Origin of the sequence: Bradyrhizobium sp. TM102, assembly GCF_009176685.1 — a bacterium.
GTDB classification, from domain to species: domain Bacteria; phylum Pseudomonadota; class Alphaproteobacteria; order Rhizobiales; family Xanthobacteraceae; genus Bradyrhizobium; species Bradyrhizobium ottawaense.
Genome location: NZ_AP021855.1, coordinates 273,669 through 289,167, shown reverse-complemented (window position 1 = coordinate 289,167; position 15,499 = coordinate 273,669). Strand labels below are relative to the sequence as shown.

The 15,499-nt window shown below is 65.2% G+C and carries 16 protein-coding genes; 7 read left to right on the top strand and 9 right to left on the bottom strand.

Translation table 11 applies throughout. The annotated features are described in order from the left end of the window. The first annotated feature begins 26 nt into the window (after window positions 1-26). From GDN70_RS01370 to GDN70_RS01360, 3 genes are all read left to right on the top strand, one after another. A complete protein-coding gene (locus GDN70_RS01370) occupies window positions 27-1,205 on the top strand; it encodes an acetyl-CoA C-acetyltransferase (RefSeq protein WP_028141914.1) in 1,179 nt (392 codons plus the stop codon). Between the two features lie 253 nt (window positions 1,206-1,458). Next, window positions 1,459-2,184 (top strand): acetoacetyl-CoA reductase, encoded by a 726-nt coding sequence (phbB, locus tag GDN70_RS01365; RefSeq protein ID WP_028141913.1) that lies wholly within the window; start codon window positions 1,459-1,461, stop codon window positions 2,182-2,184. Between the two features lie 114 nt (window positions 2,185-2,298). After that, window positions 2,299-3,168, top strand: a complete 870-nt coding sequence (locus GDN70_RS01360; RefSeq protein WP_028141912.1) for a DMT family transporter — start codon at window positions 2,299-2,301, stop codon at window positions 3,166-3,168. Window positions 3,169-3,205: 37 nt separating this feature from the next. Here the strand turns inward: GDN70_RS01360 and GDN70_RS01355 are convergent, their stop codons facing one another. Both GDN70_RS01355 and gloB read right to left on the bottom strand, forming a co-directional pair. Then, entirely contained in the window at window positions 3,206-3,628 is a 423-nt protein-coding gene (locus tag GDN70_RS01355; RefSeq protein ID WP_018320528.1) for a cupin domain-containing protein, read from the bottom strand. A gap of 37 nt (window positions 3,629-3,665) precedes the next feature. After that, the gene (gene gloB / locus GDN70_RS01350; protein ID WP_152102068.1) at window positions 3,666-4,433 is read right to left on the bottom strand and encodes a hydroxyacylglutathione hydrolase; all 768 of its coding nucleotides are present in this window, start codon (window positions 4,431-4,433) and stop codon (window positions 3,666-3,668) included. A 108-nt stretch (window positions 4,434-4,541) separates the two neighbouring features. On the opposite strand from gloB, the gene GDN70_RS01345 reads away from it, so the two are divergent. Next, complete coding sequence (locus GDN70_RS01345; protein WP_028141910.1) at window positions 4,542-5,288, top strand: methyltransferase domain-containing protein; 747 nt, start codon at window positions 4,542-4,544, stop codon at window positions 5,286-5,288. A gap of 94 nt (window positions 5,289-5,382) precedes the next feature. Here the strand turns inward: GDN70_RS01345 and GDN70_RS01340 are convergent, their stop codons facing one another. Together GDN70_RS01340 and prmC are read right to left on the bottom strand one after the other, a co-directional pair. Next, window positions 5,383-6,171, bottom strand: coding sequence for a DUF4167 domain-containing protein (locus GDN70_RS01340; protein WP_038972811.1), 789 nt, complete (start codon window positions 6,169-6,171; stop codon window positions 5,383-5,385). Window positions 6,172-6,632: 461 nt separating this feature from the next. Next, entirely contained in the window at window positions 6,633-7,529 is an 897-nt protein-coding gene (gene prmC / locus GDN70_RS01335) for a peptide chain release factor N(5)-glutamine methyltransferase (protein ID WP_028141908.1), read from the bottom strand. Window positions 7,530-7,619: 90 nt separating this feature from the next. Here prmC and GDN70_RS01330 point away from each other — a divergent pair, with 90 nt between their 5' ends. Continuing rightward, window positions 7,620-8,045, top strand: a complete 426-nt coding sequence (locus GDN70_RS01330; RefSeq protein WP_038950266.1) for an HIT family protein — start codon at window positions 7,620-7,622, stop codon at window positions 8,043-8,045. A 26-nt stretch (window positions 8,046-8,071) separates the two neighbouring features. Here GDN70_RS01330 and GDN70_RS01325 read toward each other — a convergent pair whose 3' ends face one another. The 4 genes from GDN70_RS01325 to GDN70_RS01310 all read right to left on the bottom strand — a co-directional run bounded on the left by GDN70_RS01325 (window position 8,072) and on the right by GDN70_RS01310 (window position 12,928). Then, window positions 8,072-8,770 (bottom strand): ABC transporter ATP-binding protein, encoded by a 699-nt coding sequence (locus tag GDN70_RS01325; protein WP_038972809.1) that lies wholly within the window; start codon window positions 8,768-8,770, stop codon window positions 8,072-8,074. After that, complete coding sequence (locus GDN70_RS01320; protein ID WP_152102067.1) at window positions 8,767-10,605, bottom strand: ATP-binding cassette domain-containing protein; 1,839 nt, start codon at window positions 10,603-10,605, stop codon at window positions 8,767-8,769. Before GDN70_RS01320 ends, GDN70_RS01325 begins: the two co-directional genes overlap by 4 nt. A gap of 11 nt (window positions 10,606-10,616) precedes the next feature. Beyond that, window positions 10,617-11,492 (bottom strand): branched-chain amino acid ABC transporter permease, encoded by an 876-nt coding sequence (locus GDN70_RS01315; protein WP_026202378.1) that lies wholly within the window; start codon window positions 11,490-11,492, stop codon window positions 10,617-10,619. Between the two features lie 101 nt (window positions 11,493-11,593). Further along, on the bottom strand, window positions 11,594-12,928 hold the full coding sequence (locus GDN70_RS01310) for a substrate-binding protein (protein ID WP_038972807.1): 1,335 nt from the start codon (window positions 12,926-12,928) through the stop codon (window positions 11,594-11,596). A 390-nt stretch (window positions 12,929-13,318) separates the two neighbouring features. On the opposite strand from GDN70_RS01310, the gene GDN70_RS01305 reads away from it, so the two are divergent. Further along, a complete protein-coding gene (locus GDN70_RS01305; protein ID WP_049801891.1) occupies window positions 13,319-13,798 on the top strand; it encodes a hypothetical protein in 480 nt (159 codons plus the stop codon). Window positions 13,799-13,919: 121 nt separating this feature from the next. Next, complete coding sequence (locus tag GDN70_RS01300) at window positions 13,920-14,390, top strand: MarR family winged helix-turn-helix transcriptional regulator (protein ID WP_028141902.1); 471 nt, start codon at window positions 13,920-13,922, stop codon at window positions 14,388-14,390. A gap of 7 nt (window positions 14,391-14,397) precedes the next feature. Here the strand turns inward: GDN70_RS01300 and prfA are convergent, their stop codons facing one another. Further along, window positions 14,398-15,483, bottom strand: coding sequence for a peptide chain release factor 1 (gene prfA, locus GDN70_RS01295; protein WP_028141901.1), 1,086 nt, complete (start codon window positions 15,481-15,483; stop codon window positions 14,398-14,400). Window positions 15,484-15,499 lie beyond the last annotated feature (16 nt).

The following is a 15,499-nucleotide window of genomic DNA, read 5'->3' as shown; positions in this document are numbered from 1 at the left end:
GAAACCTCAAGCCTCAGGAGATGCCCATGTCAGACGATGTCGTCATCGTCAGCGCCGCCCGCACCCCGGTCGGAAGCTTCAACGGAGCGTTCGCGACACTTCCCGCCCACGATCTCGGCGCCATTGCCATTAAGGCCGCGCTGGAGCGCGGTGGCATCGAGCCCGGTCGGGTCTCGGAAGTCATCATGGGTCAGATCCTGACCGCCGCCCAGGGCCAGAACCCGGCCCGTCAGGCCTCGATCGCCGCCGGTATTCCGGTGGAGAGCCCGGCCTGGGGCGTCAACCAGCTTTGCGGTTCGGGCCTGCGCACGGTCGCACTCGGTTACCAGGCGCTGCTCAACGGCGATTCCGAGATCGTGGTCGCCGGCGGCCAGGAATCCATGAGCATGGCCCCGCACGCCCAGTATCTGCGTGGCGGCGTCAAGATGGGTCCTGTCGAGTTCGTCGACACCATGATCAAGGACGGCCTGTGGGATGCCTTCAACGGCTACCACATGGGCAACACCGCCGAGAACGTCGCACGGCAGTGGCAGATCACCCGCGCCCAGCAGGACGAGTTCGCGGTCGCCTCGCAGCAGAAGGCCGAAGCGGCGCAGAAGGCCGGCAAGTTCACCGACGAGATCGTTCCCGTCACCATCAAGACCCGCAAGGGCGACATCGTCGTCAGCGCCGACGAATATCCGCGTCATGGCGCCACGCTCGACGGCATGGCCAAGCTCAAGCCCGCCTTCGAGAAGGACGGCACGGTCACCGCGGGCTCGGCATCCGGCATCAATGACGGCGCCGCCGCCGTGGTGCTGATGACCGCCAAGCAGGCCGCCAAGGAAGGCAAGAAGCCGCTCGCCCGGATCGTGTCCTGGGCGCAGGCCGGCGTCGATCCGAAGATCATGGGCTCCGGCCCCATCCCGGCCTCGCGCGCCGCGCTGAAGAAGGCCGGCTGGAATGTCGGCGATCTCGACCTGATCGAGGCCAACGAGGCCTTCGCGGCGCAAGCCTGCGCCGTCAACAAGGATCTCGGCTGGGATACCTCCAAGGTCAATGTCAACGGCGGCGCGATCGCGATCGGTCATCCGGTCGGCGCGTCCGGCGCACGCGTCCTGGTGACGCTGCTGCACGAGATGCAGAAGCGCGATTCGAAGAAGGGCCTCGCCACGCTGTGCATCGGCGGCGGCATGGGCATCGCGATGTGCATCGCGCGCGACTGAAGATGGCTGACACGTAGCTTGCGCGCAGTTTGCGCGTGCGCTGCACACGTCAATGCGTGCGTTGCACGCGACTAAAAAGGCAGCGGTTGCAAATCAAATATTCTTCGCAATCTTGCAGGCCTCGACTAAATACAAACGCCCGGCTCAACGCCGGGCGTTTTGTTCTTGATGTCCGTCAAACCAACCGCATAATCCAACGTTAAAAAACAATCGCTTCAGAAACGTCCGAAGAGTCCAAGGGAAGGAATACGACATGGCACGTGTTGCATTGGTCACGGGTGGTACGCGGGGCATCGGTGCTGCGATCAGCAAGGCACTGAAGGCGGCGGGATACAAGGTTGCGGCGAGCTATGCCGGCAACGATACGGCGGCGGAGAAGTTCAAGGCCGAGACCGGCATTGCCGTCTACAAATGGGACGTCAGCAGTTTCGATGCCTGCGCCGAGGGCGTGAAGAAGGTCGAGGCCGAACTCGGACCGATCGAGGTGCTCGTCAACAATGCCGGCATCACCCGCGACACCGCCTTCCACAAGATGACGCTGGAGCAGTGGAACGCGGTCATCAACACCAATCTCGGCTCGCTCTTCAACATGACGCGCCAGGTCATCGAGGGCATGCGTTCGCGCAAGTTCGGCCGCATCATCTCGATCTCGTCGATCAACGGCCAGAAGGGGCAGTTCGGTCAGGTCAATTATTCCGCGGCGAAGGCCGGCGACATCGGCTTCACCAAGGCACTCGCGCTGGAGAATGCCAAGGGCGGCATCACCGTCAATGCGATCTGCCCCGGCTACATCAACACCGAAATGGTGCAGGCGGTGCCGAAGGACGTCCTGGAGAAGAACGTGATCCCGCAGATCCCGGTCAGCCGGCTCGGCGAGCCCGAGGAGATCGCGCGGGCGGTCGTGTTCCTGGCGGCCGACGAAGCCGGTTTCATCACGGGCTCGACGATGACCATCAATGGCGGCCAGTATCAGGCCTGATATGGCGCCAAGCCTTCAGGTCAAAAGCCTGTAGCTTCAGGCGCGACAAGGCGTTAGTGAAGACGACAATGCCCGGCCTCGTGCCGGGCATCGTTGTCCTCAGAGCCTTCGTCAATGACCCCGCGCACAGCCACGCTGATCGGATTGACCGCGATCCTGATGTGGTCGCTGCTGTCGGTGATGACGGTGGCGACCGGAACGATCCCGGCGTTCCAGCTCGCCGCGATGACCTTCGCGATCGGCGGCCTGGTCGGCCTGCTCACCTGGATCGGCCGCGGCGAGGCGGCGAAGAGCCTGCGTCAGCCGCTGGTCGTCTGGGCTGTCGGCGTCGGCGGCCTGTTCGGCTATCACGCGCTGTATTTTCTCGCGCTGCGCTTTGCGCCGCCGGCCGAAGCCGGCCTGCTGAATTATCTGTGGCCGCTGCTGATCGTGCTGTTCTCGTCCTTCCTGCCGGGCGAGCGGCTCGCCCTCCATCACATCGTCGGCGCGATGCTCGGCCTTGTCGGCACCGTGCTGCTGTTCGCCGGCAACACCTCCGGCTTCGTGGCGGGGCAGGTGCCGGGATTGGCTGCGGCCTTCATCGCCGCGTTCGTCTGGGCGGCCTATTCGGTGCTGTCGCGCCGGCTCAAGGCCGTTCCGACCGATGCGGTCGCCGGATTCTGTCTGGCCACCGCCGTGCTTGCCGCGCTGATGCATGGCCTGCTCGAGACCACCGTCTGGCCGGAGACCACGCTGCAATGGCTCTCGGTGATCGCGCTCGGCATCGGTCCCGTCGGTGCCGCGTTCTACGCCTGGGACATCGGCATGAAGCGCGGTGACATCCGCGTGCTCGGCGCTGCCTCCTACGCGACGCCGCTGCTCTCGACCGGCTTCCTCATCGCCGCCGGTTTCGCCAAGGCCAGCGCCAACATCGCGATTGCGGCGATCCTGATTGCCGGCGGCGGTTTGATTGCCGCGAAGGATATGGTGCTACGGAAGCGGTGATCGTCATTCCGGGCGAATCCGGAATGACGGTGCGGGACTACGGCTCCCAGCCCTGTGGTGCGAGCTCGAAGCCTGCGAATTCGAATGCCGGGGCCACGGTGCAGCCGACCAGCGTCCACTCGCCCGTCGTCTCCGCCGATTGCCAGGCCTGTGCCGGCACGATCGCCTGCGGCCGGTCTCCATTCGCAAGGTCAGTGCCGAGCCGCACCTGGTGCTGCGAGCAGCCGTCGTGGGCGATGCGCAGCATCAAGGGACTACCGGCGTAATAGTGCCATGTCTCGACCGCATCGACGCGATGCCAGTGCGAACGCTCGCCGCGTGCCAGCAGGAAGTAGATCAGGGTCGAGCGCGAACGCCCGTTGGCGTCCGTGGTCTGGTCGCGAAACGTCTCGCGATAGTGGCCGCCCTCGGGATGCGGACGGAGTTCGAGGCGCGCGATGATCTCGGCTGCAGTCGGCATCGATCCAGTCAGGACTTTCTTCTGCAGGACTTGTACTTCAGGACTTGTTTTTGCGCTCGCGCAGCTCGCCGAAGATTGCGGCGGCATCCGCGCCCTTCATGTGCAGCCTTGCCGCGACCTGTGGCTCATCGGCGCGCAGGAACACGTTGGCCCGCTTCTCGTCGCCAAGCAGCGTGGGAATGGTCGGCTTGTTCTCGGCCCGGAGCCTCGTCACCTCCGCCGCGCGCGCCTGGAGCGCCGCATTGTCGGGATCGACGGTGAGCGCGAACTTGACGTTGGAGGCCGTGTATTCGTGGCCGCAATAGAGCTTGAAGTCGTCGGGCAGGGCACGCAGCTTCAGAAGCGAATCCCACATCATCGGATAGGTGCCCTCGAACACCCGGCCGCAGCCGATCGAGAACAGCGTGTCGGCGGCGAACACCGTCTTCTCGGTGTCGAACACGTAGGAGATGTGGTCGAGCGTGTGGCCGGGTGTCTCCAGGACGCGCGCCAGCAAATTGCCGATCTTGATCACGTCGGCATTGGCAACACGCAGATCGACGTCCGCAATTTTCGTGGTCTTGTCGTGCGGCGCGACGACGCGGCAGTTGTATTTCTGCTTGAGTTCGGCGACCCCGCCGACATGATCGCCGTGATGATGGGTGATCAGGATGTCGGTGAGCTGCCAGCCCTCGCGCTCCAGCGCTGCCAGGATGGGGCCGGCCTCGGGCGCGTCGATCGATGCCGTCGCCTTGGTTTCCACATCGTGGATCAGATAGCCGAAATTGTCGTTTAAACAGCTGAAAGTACGAATTTCGGCGGCCATGTCATCTCCATCGGGCTCAGCCCCGCCAGACAAATATGGCGTTAACGTTGCGCAGGCAATGCAATATTCCGCGCGCGGCGGCGGTCTTGCGCATGTTACATTGCCGTCATGACCATCGACGTCGTCGACCTCCGCGAGTTCTATTCCCGCCGCCTCGGGATCGTGGCGCGGCAAATGATCAATCGCGGCATCAGGGAACGCTGGCCGAGGGCGGAGGGCCACCGCGTGCTCGGCCTCGGCTATCCCACCCCCTATCTGGGATTGTTCCGCGAAGACGCCGAGCGCTGCCTCGCCTTCATGCCGGCGGCCCAGGGCGTCCTGAAATGGCCGACGGGACGGCCGGCGCTGGCCTCTCTGGTCGACGAATTCTCGCTGCCGCTTCCCGACGCCGCGGTCGACCGCATCCTGCTGGTTCACGCGCTGGAGATGTCGGACGATCCGGCCGCGCTGCTGCGCGAGGTCTGGCGGGTACTGTCGCCGTCCGGGCGCGTGATCGCGGTGATCCCGAACCGGCGCGGGGTGTGGACCCGCACCGACAGCACGCCGTTCGGTCACGGCCGGCCCTATTCGCGCTCGCAGATCACCGACCTGCTGCGCCAGACCTGGTTCACGCCGACCGCCTGGGGAGAGGCGCTGTTCATGCCGCCCTATGCCGGCGGCTGGGTGCTGAAATCGGCGCAGATGTGGGAGCGCGCCGGTGCGGCACTGTCGCTGCCCTTTGCCGGCGTCCATATCGTGGAGGCGACCAAGCAGGTCTACCGCGCGATCCCCGCCAAGCGCGAGCGGGCGCGGCTCATTCCCTCGCTCGCGAAGCCCGTGCTGGTGCCATCCTCGACGACGGTGACGCGCGGCTAGGTCACAAGCGTTGCCGCGACCGATGGTCGTCAAAAACAAAATCGTCCCGGCGAGGCCGGGACGATTCCAGATCAGTCGATTAGAAGAAGCTCACTTACTCGCTGGGCGCGAGATCATCGCCGGACGCGGCCGGAGCTGCTTCGCGCTCGGGGCGCGGGCCATGCGGCCGGCGCCGCCGGCGCGGGAAGCGTTCGCCACCGCCGGCACCGCCCTCGAAACCGGCCTGGCCGCCATTCGCGCCGCCGTTCACCTGCGGCTGCGCACCGGTGATGAAGGAGGGCAGGCGATCGACGCTGCCGGTGTCGGTGACGACGGGCTGCGGCTGATTCTGCGGTTGCGGCTGGGGCTGATATTGCGGCTGCGGGCGATGGTCGCGCTCGCGGTGCTCGCGCGGTTGCTGCTGATCGCGCTGATAGGGCTGGTTTTCGCGCTGCTGATGGTCACGCTGGTGATGATCGCGCTGGCCGTCGCGGTCGCGCGCGAAGGGCTGCTGCTGTTGCGGCTGCGGGACGAAGCCCGGCTCCTGGCCGAAATTCGAGAAATTCTCGCCGTCGTCGTCGCCGTCGTCGCTGTTGCTGCTGATCGGCTCGTCGCCGCGCGGCTGCTGATTCTGGCGGAACTGTTCCTGGGCCGCGGCGATCAGACGGAAATAATGCTCGGCGTGCTGGTAGTAGTTCTCGGCTGCAACGGGGTCGCCGGAAGAGCGCGCGTCGCGCGCGAGCTGGAGATACTTTTCAGCGATGTGCGAGGCGGTGCCGCGGATCTTGATGTCGGGTCCGTTGGACTCGTAGACCCGGGTCATCGGGTTCTGGCTGCGCCGGTTGTTGTTGTTATTGTTATTGTTGCGGTTGCGCATCCGCTGCTTGTTCTGACCGTTTCTCATGTCCTGCCTTTAATTCCAGCCCTAAACGTTGCACGCATTACTTGATTGCTAGGAGTGACCTGGACAGCGGTTCACATCGCTCGCGCGCACCGCGCCCAAGAGCGGATCGAACCCTGCCGATGTTCGTCGACCGTCGCGTTCAAACAAGGACGCGTTCCCCACCCGCCAGCACTGATCGCCAGCGAACCCATTCATTTTGCCTGCCGAAACAAGCCCAGCTGTGTTGCGTAAGTCTTCAAGCGCAATATCAGGCTTTCGTTCACTTTGCGGTCGGAGAGCAGCGCAGCTCCAATGGCTATCGCGCTTCACAGGACCTGCGGCTTGGAACCTTTATCAGTAAAGCTCTCGCCCGAGAGCCCGGCTTTCGCCCGTAGGTCTACGGGGCCGGCACCGATGTGTTGATCGGAACGTAGTCGTTCCCAAGGGATATTCCAAGAGCTTTTTGCAAGCCAATCCGGCTTTTATGGGGGCATTTTTCGGGCCGAAACGGCCCGCAGAATGCCCGCCAGGTCGGCCTTGGGTGGCCTGTCCACCGTTAACGCGCCTGCTATCATCAAGGTTTCAATATTTCTGGCCTGCCCCTGTCCGGCCTCGACGATCAGCGCTCCGCCGGGGGCGAGACGCTCGGCGGCCTGCGGGATCAGGGCGCGATAGGCGTCATATCCGTCATTGCCGCCGTCGAGCGCTAGATGCGGATCGTGCTCGCGCACCTCGATGCTCAGTTTCGGAATTTCGGCGGAGGGAATATAGGGCGGGTTCGAGACGATGAGGTCAAACGGGCCGCGCAGCGCCGTCAGATAGGAGCAGGCGACGAAGCCGGCGCGATCGACGAGGCCGAGGGCGGCCGCATTGTCGCGCGCCGTATCGAGCGCCGTCGGGCTGACATCGGTGCCGACGCCAAACGCGTCGGGAATCTCCCGCAGCAATGCGAGCAGGATGGCGCCCGATCCGACGCCGATATCAGCGATTCGCGGGCGCCGCCCCGATATCGACAGGCCCCAGAAGATCTCGAGCGCCAGTTCGACGACGGTCTCGGTGTCCGGCCGCGGTACCAGCGTCGCCTCCGACAACCGCAACGGCATGCCCCAGAAGTCTCGCACGCCGAGAATGCGGGCGACCGGCTCATGCGCGAGCCGGCGTTGCGCGTATCGTTCGAGCCGCGTGGTCTCCTCAGGCGTGAGTTGTCGCGATGCCTGCGTCACCATACCGGTCAGATCGAGCTCCAACGCGGCCCCGACGAGCAGGCGCGCATCGAGGGCCGCCTGCTCGATGCCGGCCGCTTGCAGCCGTGCCCCGAGCGCGCGCCGCGCACTCTCGACATTATGTCCGGGATCGATATTTGTCGCCAATGGAGCCATCCTGCCTGCCATCGTGGATAGATCGGCCGGCTCGCTTGCGTCAACGGAAAGGAGCGCGTTTGATCGCGCCTCGCAAGCGTGGAGGGGTCCATGACGGCCTATGACGATCAGAACGTCTTCGCAAAGATCCTGCGCGGCGAGATTCCCTGCTTCGAGGTTTTCAGGGACGACCGCAGTCTGGCCTTCCTCGACATCATGCCGCGCGCGCCCGGACACACGCTGGTGATTCCGCGGGCGCCGGCGCGCGGCATCCTGGATATCGCGGAGGACGATCTGGCCGCCGTCGCCCGGACGGCCAAGCGAATCGCGATTGCGGCGATGAAGGCGTTTGACGCGGAGGGTATCATCCTCCAGCAGTTCAGCGAGCCGGCCAGCGGGCAGGTGGTGCTTCACCTGCACATGCACGTCATGCCTGTCAGGGCCGGCGTCGATCTCTTGCCGGCGCAGACGCGCAAGGAAGATATGGCCGTGCTCGCCGATCACGCCAAGCGGATGATCGCGGCGCTTGGCGGCTGAGCCTGACAGCCGAGATCGGCGGGTGGCTAGACGCCGAGATAGCGCTGCAGCAGCTCCGGCTGGGCCTTGAGCTCCTGCGCCGGACCCTCGTGCACGATGTGGCCGTTGTTGACGATGTAGATCCGGCTTGCCAGCGCCAGCGTCGCCGCCAAATTCTGCTCGACCAGCACGATGGTCTGGCCGGCCGCCGCCAGCTCGCGGCAGGCCTTGACGAGATCGTGGACGATGACGGGCGCGAGCCCCTCGAACGGCTCGTCCAGCAGCACGATCTTGGGATCGCGCACCAGCGCCCGCGCGATCGCGAGCATCTGCTGCTCGCCGCCGGAGAGCTCGGTGCCGCGGTTGCTCCGTCGCTCCTTCAGCCGCGGAAACATCTCGTAGACGCGGTCGAGCGGCCAGCGTTTCGGCGCGGTGATCCCGGCAAGGGTGATGTTCTCCTCCACCGACAGGCTGCCGAAGATACGGCGCTCCTCGTGCACGAGCTGCATGCCCGCCTGCGCGATCCTGTGGCTCCTGCGTCCGGCGATATTGATGCCGTCGAACTTCACGCTGCCGCTGCGCGGCGTCACGACGCCCATCAGGCTCTTCAGCGTCGTGCTCTTGCCGGCGCCGTTGCGGCCGAGCAGCGCCACCACCTCGTGACGTTCGACGTGCATGGCGACGTCGAACAGGATGTGGGAATCCCCGTAATAGCTGTTCAGGCCGTTGACCTCGATCAGGCTCATGCGGCGATCTCCCCGTGCACGCCGCCGAGATAGGCCTCCTGCACCGCGGCGTTGGTCCTGATTTCCTCCGGCGTGCCGTCGAGCAGCACCTTGCCCTCCTGAAGCACCGTCACGCGCTCGACCAGCTCGAACAGCGAATCCATGTCGTGGTCGATGATGATCGTGGTGCGGCCGCGCGCGATCGATTTGAGCAGCTTGACGGTCTCGACCCGCTCGCGCGGGCTCATGCCCGCGAGCGGCTCGTCGAGCAGCAGCAGGCGTGGCGAGGTCGCCAGCGCGAGCCCGATCTCGAGCCGGCGCTTCTCGCCATAAGCGAGTTCGGCGACCGGCGTGTCGGCGCGGCGGGTCAGATTGACCAAAGCGAGCGTATGCTCCACCTGCTCCGCCAGGCCCTTGACGCTGGAGAGCTTGCGGAAGAGATCGAGGCGGAACTTGCCGCGCAGCTCGGCGAGCGCGGCAATCGTCAGGTTCTGCCGTACCGTCAGCCCGGTGAAGAGCTGGTTGACCTGGTAGCTCTTGGTGAGCCCGAGCTGGCACACCTCGGTGACCTTCAATCCCGTGATGTCGCGTCCCTCGAACACGATCTGGCCCGATGTCGGCGCGATCTCGCAGGTCAGCATCTTGAAGAAGGTCGACTTGCCGGCGCCGTTGGGGCCGATGATGCCGCGCAGCTCGCCTTGATTGACGCTGAAATCGATGTCGCTGTTGGCGACGAGGCCGCCATAGCGCTTGGTGAGACCGGTGGCTTTCAGGATCGGCCCGGAATAGGCGGGGTGCGCGACCTCCTTGGCCTGCATCGGCGCGGGCGCAAGGTGCAGTGTCGTCTCAGTGTCCGGCTCGGCCTCCATATCGCTCCGCTTACGCCTGCCGGAGAGAAGGCGATAAAGGTCCGCAAGACCGCCGATGATACCGCCGCGCAGGAAGCAGACCAGCAGCACGAACACGACGCCGAGCACCAGCTTCCAGGCGGCACCCAGGCCCAGCGCGGACTGGAGGAAATCCTGGAGGAAGAGCCAGACGGTCGCGCCGACCAGCGGCCCGAACAGCGTGCCTCGACCGCCAATGGCGGTCTGCATCACCAGCTGGCCGGACGTGTCGAAAGTGAAGGCGTCCGGCGGCATGAAGGCCTGGAGCACGCCGAGCAGGCCGCCGGCGAAACCGGCGTAGGCGGCTGCGATCACGAAAGCAGTCAATTTGTAGCCGTGGATGTTGTGGCCGACCGCGGTGGCGCGCAGCGGATTGTCGCGGATTGCGCTGAGGACGGCGCCGACCGGCGAGCGCACGATCCTCAGCGCGATGATGACGCCGATGAAATAGCACAGCGCGATGAACTGGTAGAGCGACCAGCCATTGGTGAAGTGGACGGTGGTGAAGCCGAGATTGAAGCTCGGCGTTGGCACGCCCGGCAGGCCGTTCTCGCCGCCGGTGAAGTCGGAGAGCGGATTGAACTCGACAAAGAAGAACACCTCTGCGATCGCCACGGTGATCATGGCGAAGTAGATGCCGGTGCGGCGGAGCGCGATCAGGCCGATCAGATAGCCGGTCGCAGCCGCCGCGATCATGCCGATGATCAGCGCGCCCAGCACGTTGCCGAAGCCGGCGCGGGTCAGGAGGTAGGCGGCGACGAAGCCGCCGGTGCCGTAGAAGGCGGACTGGCCGAACGACAACAGGCCCGTGAAGCCGAACAGGATGTCGAAGCCGAGGCCGAACAGGCCCCAGACCAGGATCCGGTTCACGGTGTTGGGCGCGAAGCCGAGATGGGGCAGCACGAAGGGAGCCACGATCAGGCCGATGGCCGTCAGCGTCTCGATCAGGAAGGGGCGTTGCTTGAGCATCAGGAGATCACTTACTCGCGGCCCTGGACGCCGAGCAGGCCATGCGGTCGCACCACGAGCACGAGCGTCATCGCCGCAAACAGCATCACATAGGCGTAGCCGGGGTTGAACATGGAGGTGACGCTGATGATCTCGCCGGCGATCAGGCCGCCCAGGATCGCGCCTGGAAACGAGCCGACGCCGCCGATCACCACCACCACGAAGGTCTGGACCAGGATGTCGTCACCGATGCCCGGCGTCAGCGACACCACCGGCGCGTTGACGATGCCGGCAAAGCCGGCGGCCATCGCGCCGATGCCGAACACCACCATGAAGACCCGGTAGACATTGATGCCGAGCGAATCCACCATCACGGAATCCTCGATGCCGGCCCGCACGATCATGCCGAGACGGGTCCGGTAGAGGATGATGAACAGCGCGCCGAGTGCGATCGCGACGATGCCGACCACCGCGAGGCGATAGGTCGGATAGAACATGAAGCCGAGATTGGTGATGCCCTGGAATATCGCCGGCGGCGGCACCAGCTGCGACTGGCTGGAGAAGATCAGCCGGATGATCTCGACGAAGCAGATGCCGAGCCCGAAGGTCACGAGCAACTGGTCCTCGTGCGGCCGATGATAGAAATGGCGAATGATGACGCGTTCCATCGCAACGCCGAGCAGCATCACGAACAGCGAGCCGGCGATCACCGCGAGGATGAACGATTCGGTGTACTGGTAGGCGACGAAGCCGGCATAGCCGCCGATCATGAACATCGCGCCATGCGCGAGGTTGAGCACGCCGAGCGTGCCGTAGATAATGGTCAGGCCGGAGCTGATCAGCGCGAGCAGCGCGCCGAGCGCGAGCCCGTTGAAGAGCTGCGAGACGAGGTTGGGCCAACTAATCATGCAATGGTCACGGTTGTGGCGCGTTCCGGCGGTGCGCAAAAAAAGGGTGACGCCGCAGGAGCCGGAAGCGACCTCCGGCGTCACAGGGGGTTAGCGCGAGCTCAGCTGTAGTCGCCGGGATGGCAGCCAAAGGCGTCCGGCTTCTGCATCAAGCCTTCGCCGGGCACGATCTCGACCACATCGTACCAGTCTTCCTTGGTCTTCATGTCCTTCTGCTGCTTGCCCTTGACGATGATCACGGGGCGGACGCACTGATGGTCCTCGGGGCGGTAATGCACGTCGCCGACCATGGACGGCAGCGTCTCGCCCTTCTCATAGGCCTTGATCACGTCGGGCGGGTTGAAGCTGCCGGCCTGCTCGCACATGCGGGCCCAGTGCGCGAAGCTGACATAGGCGTTCTCCGCGCCCCATTCCGGCTTGTAGCCGTACTTCTTCTCGAAGGCCTCGTTGAACATCTTGGCGAGCGGAAACTTGTCCTCGAGCGTCCACCAATAGTCGGTCGCGGCGTAGACGCCCTGCATCAGCCCGCCGGTCTCGCGCGCGATGAAGGGCACCTGGTAGGGGACGACCAGCTTCATCTTGTCGAGCACGCCGAACTGCTTGGCCTGCTGGGTCGACAGCACCGCGTCGTGGCCCCAGTTGACGTTGATCAGCACGTCGGCGCCGGAATTCGCGACGTTCAGCAGATACGAGGAATAGTCGGGCGCGCCGAGCGGCGCGACCTGGTTGGTGACGGTGGTCCAGCCGGCGGTCGCAAGGAAGTCCTGCATCGACTTGGTGACGGTGTGACCGTAGGTGTAATCAGGCGTGAGATACGCAGCCTTCTTGCCCTTGCCGAACTCCTTGACCATGACGGGGCCGATCGCCGCCGCGGCGGTCTGGCCGAAGAAGTTCTGGCGGAAGCCGTAGCGGACGCAGTCCTTGCCGGTGGTGTCGTTCGAGCCGGAGATGCCGCAGACGAAGATCACCTTCTCGCGCTGGGCGAGCTTGTTCAGCGCGACCGCAACGGCGCTCGAGGTGCCGCCGGTGATCATGATCGCCTTGTTCTCGCTGATGAAGCGCTGCTGCGCCTGCACCGCCTCGTTCGGCTTGGCCGCGGAATCCGCGACGCCGAATTTAAGCTCCTTGCCGAGCACGCCCTTGCTGGTCTTCGGCGAGATCTTCTTGATCAGGTCGTGACCGCTGTTGATGTGCTCGATCGCGAGCTGATAGCCCTTGAGCTCGTCCTCGCCCTGCACGGCATAGGTGCCGGTGCGCGGCACCGAGATGCCGATGAAGGCGGTGGAGCCCGAAACGCCCGCGGGATAGGAGCCGACGCCCGGCTTGTCCTCGGCGAAGGCCGGCATCGCAGGCAGCACCGAGCCGCCGATGAGGCCTGCCGTGGTCTGGAGCAGGCCGCGGCGCGAGAGGCCACGGCGAATGAGATGGTCGGTCATGATCGTTTCCTCCGGATATCGTTCTTGTTTGCAGGCAAAACACGACCTGTCCGGCGGCAACCGGCCTCGAAAGGCCTGCCTGCACCGGGCACGTCACATCCGCGTGTAGCTCCTGGACCTAAACATTGCTCGTGAGCACCATCTGTCAATTTCGCCTTTGGTCGAACGACGAGAATTATCGCGTGAAAACATATCGGATCACGATATATATTAGTCTTTGTGAGTACGAGATTGGCGGGTTCGGCGAGAGAGATGCCGCGGCAGACGACAGTAGCGGGTACCCGGAAGCGACGGTCCTGGCCGCAAGAGGCGGAGCGGCAGGAGGCGGCGTGGCCTGCCGGGGAGGGAAGCGACCAGCGCGCATCGCCGCAGTCCGGCGATGCCTCGCGCATGCCGGAGTCGCGCGGCCGGTCCGCCGGGCAGCGGGGGCCGGCCATCGGCTCCGTTCAGGCCAAGCGCACGCCGGTGCCGATGCAGAGACTGAGCGTGCGGGCCCAGAATGTCCTGAAGGAGCTCGCGGTCGAGCTCACCGGCGAGCAGCCGCCGAAGGGGACCTGGTCGCCCTCGCGCGAGCTGCTGCTCGCACTGACGGCGGAGCGGCTTGCGACGACGCGCAATTGCGGTCCTCACACCATGCGGGAGATCGTGGACTGGGCGCAGGGCTGCGGCGTGACCATCAAGCCGGTGATCCCGCCCGGCGGCTCGCTGTCGCAGATGTGGGGCGAGTTGATCACGAATGCATCCGAAGGCGCCTTGACCAGCGCCGAGATCGCCAGTGCGCTCCAGCGCTCGATCAGGCGGAAGAGCGTTCGTATTCCGATCGCGTTTCAGGTCATCCTGGTGAAGATCCTGCTCTCCAACTTCGAATAGGAGGGCTGCAAAGCCCGCTATATTTGTGCATCTGCGAGGCCCATCGGTGGTTCCGCCCCGCCTTCCTTGCTAGTCTCGGCAGCGCCCGCTCCGCTGGCGGGCGGAGGTCGAAAGGCACGGAATGGCTGACTCGAAGCGGAAGACTGGACGCACGGCGCGTGCTGCGCCCTCGAGGGGCGGCGCGATGCGCGAGGCCGACTACGCCGCGCTCGCCCAATTCCGCTACCAGCTGCGCACCTTCCTCGCCTTCAGCGAAGCGGCGGCCCAGAACGCCGGATTGACGCCGCAGCAGCACCAGGCGCTGCTGGCGATCAAGGGACTGGCCGACCCCAACGGCGCCAGCGTCGGCGACATCGCCGGCTTCCTCCTGATCCGGCACCATACGGCGGTGGAGCTGGTGGACCGCATGGCGAAGTTGAAGCTGATCGGCCGGGAGGCCGATCCCGAGGATGCAAGGCGCGTCCTGGTCAAGCTGACGGCCAAGGGCGAGCAGAAGCTTCGCTCGCTTTCGCGCATTCACCTGGACGAGCTGAGCGCCGCTGCACCCGCATTGGGCAAGATCCTGCGATCGTTCCTGGCAAAGGTGCGCTGAGCAGGGATCAGGCTGCCGCGCCTTGTGCGGCGAGCTGCGCGGCCTGGTGTTCGGTGGTCAGCGCGTCGGTCAACTCGCCGAGCGCTTCGCCCGCGATCACCTGCGGCAGCTTGTAGAGCGTCAGGTTGATGCGGTGGTCGGTGACGCGGCCTTGCGGAAAATTGTAGGTGCGGATGCGCTCGGAGCGGTCGCCTGAGCCGACCTTCTCCTTGCGCTCGGCCGACCGTGCCGCATCGACGCGCTGGCGTTCGGCGTCGTAGATGCGCGAGCGCAGGATGTTCATGGCGGAGGCGCGATTCTTGTGCTGCGAGCGGCTGTCCTGCATCATCACCACGATGCCGGTCGGGATGTGGGTGATGCGGATCGCCGATTCGGTCTTGTTGACGTGCTGGCCGCCGGCGCCTTGCGCGCGCATGGTCTCGATGCGCAAATCGTCGTTCTTGATGTCGACGTCGACGTCCTCGACCTCCGGCAGCACGGCCACCGTCGCGGCCGAAGTGTGGATGCGCCCCTGCGTCTCGGTGTCCGGCACGCGCTGCACGCGATGCACGCCGGACTCGAACTTCAGCTTGGAGAACGCGCCGCGGCCCTGCACCTCCGCGATGATTTCCTTGTAGCCGCCGACGGTGCCTTCGCTGGCCGAGATCACCTCGACCTTCCAGCCCTGCAAGGCAGCGAAGCGCTCGTACATCCGGAACAGGTCGCCGGCAAACAGCGAAGCCTCGTCGCCGCCGGTTCCGGCGCGGATTTCCAGCACCACGTTGCGGTCGTCCATGGCGTCCTTGGGCAGCAGCGCGACGCGGATCTTCTGGACCAGCTCCTCGATTTTCGGCGCGAGCTCGTCGCGCTCGGCTTCCGCCATGCCGCGCATCTCGGCATCGGTCGCGGGATCGGCGATCAGCGCCTCGGTGTCGGCGAGTTCTTTGACGGCAGACCGATATGCCTTCACCGCTTCGATCAGCGGGGTGATCTCGGCGAGCTCGCGCGTGATCTGCACGTAGCGCTCGGAGGCGAGCTGTCCCAACGATTCGGCCTCGAGAGAGGCATGATGTGCAAGGAGCACGTCCAGTTTGGCTTCGGGGAGTGACGACATCGGTTCAGTCTCAAAT

Bases quoted from the DNA above. Each gene is read 5' to 3' on its own strand.
- prfA (WP_028141901.1), bottom strand. From the start codon at position 15,483: ATGTCGTCACTCCCCGAAGCCAAACTGGACGTGCTCCTTGCACATCAT.
- GDN70_RS01315 (WP_026202378.1), bottom strand. From the start codon at position 11,492: ATGATTAGTTGGCCCAACCTCGTCTCGCAGCTCTTCAACGGGCTCGCG.
- GDN70_RS01345 (WP_028141910.1), top strand. From the start codon at position 4,542: ATGACCATCGACGTCGTCGACCTCCGCGAGTTCTATTCCCGCCGCCTC.
- GDN70_RS01370 (WP_028141914.1), top strand. From the start codon at position 27: ATGTCAGACGATGTCGTCATCGTCAGCGCCGCCCGCACCCCGGTCGGA.
- GDN70_RS01325 (WP_038972809.1), bottom strand. From the start codon at position 8,770: ATGAGCCTGATCGAGGTCAACGGCCTGAACAGCTATTACGGGGATTCC.
- prmC (WP_028141908.1), bottom strand. From the start codon at position 7,529: ATGGCTCCATTGGCGACAAATATCGATCCCGGACATAATGTCGAGAGT.
- GDN70_RS01340 (WP_038972811.1), bottom strand. From the start codon at position 6,171: ATGAGAAACGGTCAGAACAAGCAGCGGATGCGCAACCGCAACAATAAC.
- phbB (WP_028141913.1), top strand. From the start codon at position 1,459: ATGGCACGTGTTGCATTGGTCACGGGTGGTACGCGGGGCATCGGTGCT.
- GDN70_RS01300 (WP_028141902.1), top strand. From the start codon at position 13,920: ATGGCTGACTCGAAGCGGAAGACTGGACGCACGGCGCGTGCTGCGCCC.
- GDN70_RS01355 (WP_018320528.1), bottom strand. From the start codon at position 3,628: ATGCCGACTGCAGCCGAGATCATCGCGCGCCTCGAACTCCGTCCGCAT.
- GDN70_RS01305 (WP_049801891.1), top strand. From the start codon at position 13,319: ATGCCGGAGTCGCGCGGCCGGTCCGCCGGGCAGCGGGGGCCGGCCATC.
- GDN70_RS01360 (WP_028141912.1), top strand. From the start codon at position 2,299: ATGACCCCGCGCACAGCCACGCTGATCGGATTGACCGCGATCCTGATG.
- gloB (WP_152102068.1), bottom strand. From the start codon at position 4,433: ATGGCCGCCGAAATTCGTACTTTCAGCTGTTTAAACGACAATTTCGGC.
- GDN70_RS01330 (WP_038950266.1), top strand. From the start codon at position 7,620: ATGACGGCCTATGACGATCAGAACGTCTTCGCAAAGATCCTGCGCGGC.
- GDN70_RS01320 (WP_152102067.1), bottom strand. From the start codon at position 10,605: ATGCTCAAGCAACGCCCCTTCCTGATCGAGACGCTGACGGCCATCGGC.
- GDN70_RS01310 (WP_038972807.1), bottom strand. From the start codon at position 12,928: ATGACCGACCATCTCATTCGCCGTGGCCTCTCGCGCCGCGGCCTGCTC.